Genomic DNA, 3,939 nt, shown 5'->3' with positions numbered 1-3,939 from the left:
TCGGTCGAACTCGGTTCGGTGGGCGGGGTGTTGCCGTTGGTGTTGTCCGCGAAGACAGCGACGGCGCTACGCGCCCAAGCCCGCCGACTCCACGACTTCCTTTCGGACGATCCCGGTCCGAGGGACCGGGTCACGGAGCAGGACCGCGGCACGGACCGGAGCGCCGCCGGGGATCCCGGCTCCACCGTCGCCGGCACCGGACGCGAGGCCCCCCTGGATCCGGCCGCCGTCGCCTACACCGCCGCCAGCGTCCAGTCCGGGTTCGACCACCGGGCCGCTGTGCTGCCGGGCGAGGGCGGGGACTACCGGGCGGGGCTCCAGGCCCTGGCGACCGGGCGGACGGACGACCTGCTGTCCACCGGGACCGTGAGCGCGCGGAGCCGGACCGTGTTCGTCTTCGGTGCTGGTGCTGGTGCTGGTGCTGGTGCTGGCGCTGGTGCTGGTGCTGGTGCTGGTGCCGGTGCCGGCTCGGGCGAGGCCACGGCCGACACGGGTCCCGAAGCCGTCTCCGCTGCGCGTGAGTTGCTGGGCGCCTCACCCGTGTTCGCCGACCAGGTGCGTGCCTGCGCCGCCGCACTCGCCCCCCACCTCGGACGGAACGTCGGCGAGATGTCACCCGCCGACCCGCCGGAGGCCGTCGCCTTCGTGGTCGGGATCGGGCTGGCCCGGCTCTGGGAGCGGTACGGCGTACGACCTGACGCGGCACTGGGCCAAGGCGTGGGCGAGATCGTGGCCGCCCACGTCACCGGAGCGCTGGACCTCGCGGAGGCGGCGCGGCTGTGTGCGGCCTTCGTGCGCGGCGACTCCGTGGAGGAACTGCGTGCGGCCCTCTCCGTGACGGCCCCGCGCCGGACGACGGCCGACCTCTGCTCATCGCGGACCGGGCTGCCGCTCGACGCCCGCCGCGAGGTGGCCTCCGAGAACTGGCTCCGCGGCCTGCGGGAGACCGTCGGTCTCGACACCGCGCTGCGGCACCTCACGGAGAACGGGCATCGAACGATCGTCGCCATGCCGTCCGCCGGCCGGTTCGTCGGAGCACTCCGTGACCGGGACGCCGACCGTGTGGTCGTGCTGGACGCCCTACGCCCCGGCTCCAGCGGCGCGGCCGGTCTCCTGAACGCACTGACCGCCGCCTACACCCGCGGGCTGCCGGTCGACTGGAAGGCCGTCCTGCCCCGGCGGCCGCTGGTCGTGCTGCCGACCTACCCGTTCGAGAGGCGGCGGTACTGGCTGAACGCCGACGCGCCCCGCCGGGCGCACAGCGGCGCACATCCGCTTCTCGACACCGCAGTCTCCCTCGCGGACCGCGACGCCCAGGCGTTCTCCGGCGTCCTGTCCACCTTCACCCATCCCTGGCTGGCCGATCACACGATCGCCGGGGAGGCCGTGGTGCCGGGAGCAGCGCTCGTCGAACTGGCCGCGCACATCGCCGCGCTCGACGGCGCCGCGACGGTCACGGAATTGACCCAGGAAGCGCCGGTCAGGCTCTCCGCGGACGGCAGGACGGTCGAGGTCCAGTTCGTGGCCGGCGCGATCGGTGCGGCAGGTGAGCGGCCGTTCACCCTGTACGCGCGTAGTGCGCGTACAGGAGATGCCGAGGCCCCCGACTGGACCCGGCGTGCGACCGGGACGCTCGCACCGCGCGCGCCCCGTACACCCGCCGACTTCGACCTGGCCGCATGGCCGCCCCCGGGCGCGGAGCCCGTCGCCATCGACGGGCTCTATGATCGGCTGGCCGAGGCCGGGTACGGGTACGGCCCCGCCTTCCGCGGACTGCGAGCCGTCTGGCGGCTGGGTGCGGACACCTGTCTCGACGTACGGCTGCCCGCCGGAACCGATACGTCGGGGTACGGACTGCACCCGGCGCTGCTGGACGCCGCGCTGCACGCGACCATGTGGCAGGCCGCAACCGATGGTCGCGTACGGCTGCCCTTCTCGTGGAGTGGCGTCCGGTTGTACGGGACCGGGGCGACGGAGCTGCGCGTGCGAGTCTCGCCCGCCGGCCCGGACACGGTGGCCCTGCGGATCGCGGACCAGTACGGGACGCCGATGGCCGCCGTGGACTCGCTGATGCTGCGGGCGCCGTCGGCCGACCCCGCGTACGACGGACTCTTCCAGGTGGCGTGGCGTCCCCTGGCCGAAGGCTCCACGGCCCAGGCGGCCCCGGACGCCGACGCCTGCTGGGTACTCGACCCCACCTCTGCGCCGGGCCTCACCACCGTTGCGGATGTCTCGGCGGCGGGGGCGCGCGTCGACGCCGGGGCTCGGCCGCCGGCCGTCGTACTCGTGCCCTGCCTGCCGACGTCAGCGGAGGACGGCGGGGCTCGGACGACCGAGGGTGTCCGGCGTGTCGCCCGGGAGACCCTGGGGCTGTTGCAGAGCTGGCTGGCGGACCAGCGGTTCGCCGACACCCGGCTGGTGTTCGTGACGAGGGGGGCGGTGCGCACCGCCACCGGATCCGACGAGGCCCCGGTGGATCTGGTACACGCACCTCTGTGGGGACTCATCCGCACCGCGCAGTCGGAGGAGCCGGGCCGCTTCGTCCTCCTCGACTTGGACCAGGACCTCGACGCGACCGGCCTCGGGCACGCTGCCCTGGCTGCGGCGGCGACCGGCGACGAACCGGAACTCGCTCTGCGTGAAGGCGCGTTGTTCGTGCCCCGACTGATCCCGGTGACGGGGCCCGGCGCCGGCCCGGCCCCGGACCCAGCCCCGCAGGGGACCGTTCTGGTGACCGGCGGCACGGGCGCCCTCGGTGCCCGTATCGCTCGGCATCTGGTGGCCCGGCACGGCGTACGGCGTCTGCTGCTGACCAGTCGCAGGGGCCCCCAGGCTCCAGGAGCACGCCAACTGGTGGCCGATCTTGAGGAGATGGGCGCCGATGTACGGATCGTCGCCTGCGACTGCGGTGACCGAGAGGCGCTCGCCGCGGTGCTCGCGTCCGTCCCCGCCGCACACCCGTTGACCGGCATCGTCCACGCTGCCGGCATCGTCGAGGACGCGACCATCCGTTCGATGACCGTCGCGCAACTCCATGCCGTATTCGGGCCGAAGGCCGAAGCCGCCTGGAACCTGCATGAGTTGACCCGCTCGGCCCCGCTCGCCTTCTTCGACCTCTTCTCCTCCGCCTCCGGCACGCTGGGTGCCGCCGGACAGGGGAACTACAGCCTGGCCAACACGTTCCTCGACGCCCTCGCCCAGCACCGCGCCGCCCTCGGGCTGCCGGCCCGTTCGCTGGCATGGGGCCTCTGGGGCCTGCCGGACGGGATGGCGGGACGGCTGACGGCGCCCGACGTCCAGCGACTCGCGCGCCGCACGGGTCTGCGGCCGATCGGCGCCGCCCGCGGCCTTCGCATGTACGACGCCGCTCGCACCCTGGATCTGCCGAGCGTGATGGCCGCGGTCCTCGACCCGGCCTTCGCGCCGTCCGCCGCCCCCACCGTCGCCGACTCCGGGGATGCCACGGTCACGGCCGTCGCCGAGTCGGCGGGAACCGCGTGGTCGGAGCGGATAGCCGGTCTGCCGGAGGGGGAGAGGGCGGCGGAGAGCCGGCGACTGGTCGTATCGATCGCCGGCGACGTCATGGGCGGGAGCGGTTTCGACGCCGGACTGGCATTCCGGGACATGGGTTTCGATTCGCTGCTCGCGGTGGAATTGCGTAACCGGCTGTGCGAGGTGACGGGACTGCGGTTGCCGCCCACGGTTGTCTTCGATCACCCGACGCCGCTGGCGTTGGGTACTTTCCTCGGCTCGTTGCTCGTGGATACCTCTTCCGATGTCTCTCCGCCCGCACCATCCCCTGCGAACCTCCCGGCGCCCTCGCGATCGAGGAATTCCCAGTCCGCGGGTGATCCTGTGGTGATTGTGGGGATGGCTTGTCGTTTTCCGGGTGGGGTGGTTTCGCCTGAGGGTTTGTGGGATGTGGTGGTGTCGGGTGGG

At 73.3% G+C, this 3,939-nt stretch carries 1 protein-coding gene; it reads left to right on the top strand.

Annotated features, from left to right (window positions below; translation table 11 throughout):
• Positions 1-42: 42 nt before the first annotated feature.
• On the top strand, positions 43-3,939 hold a 3,897-nt coding region (locus ABZ154_RS34830; RefSeq protein WP_356838458.1), incomplete at its 3' end, for an SDR family NAD(P)-dependent oxidoreductase.

Source organism: Streptomyces sp. NPDC006261, from assembly GCF_040613515.1.
In the GTDB taxonomy this organism is placed as follows: Bacteria; Actinomycetota; Actinomycetes; order Streptomycetales; family Streptomycetaceae; genus Streptomyces.
Note: the sequence above shows the minus strand (reverse complement) of the source record. Positions and strands in the feature narration are given on the sequence as shown.